The organism is Nocardia sp. TBRC8007, from assembly GCF_056629435.1.
Map to the genome: position 1 here is coordinate 1 of NZ_JBWSOR010000188.1, position 357 is coordinate 357.

Consider the following 357-nt stretch of genomic DNA (forward strand, 5'->3'; position numbering starts at 1 on the left):
CAACGCCGCAAGCAGGGGCGGCGTGGAGAACATCTTCGTTACCCGCGAGTCGTGCATCGTTCGCGCGATCACAGTGACATCGGCCCGCTGTCCACCGACAACGACCACCCCGGCACCTGCCACCAAGGTCGGCCATAACTCGTAGATCGAGGCGTCGAAAGCGATCGAGGAATGCACCAACACCCGATCCTCCGGCGACACCGACCACGTATGGGCGACGAACGACCGCAGATTACGGTGGGTGACCGCCACCCCCTTGGGACGACCGGTCGAACCGGAGGTGTAGATCAGATACGCCAGATTCCCCGGCCGCAGGCGGTCGTGGCGGTCGGCGTCGGTCGCAGCGGCCGCGCTGGA

1 protein-coding gene is annotated in these 357 nt (G+C 65.8%); it reads right to left on the bottom strand.

Annotated features, from left to right (window positions below):
* On the bottom strand, nucleotides 1-357 hold a 357-nt coding region (locus ACX4ZE_RS23230; protein ID WP_480275597.1), incomplete at both ends, for an AMP-binding protein.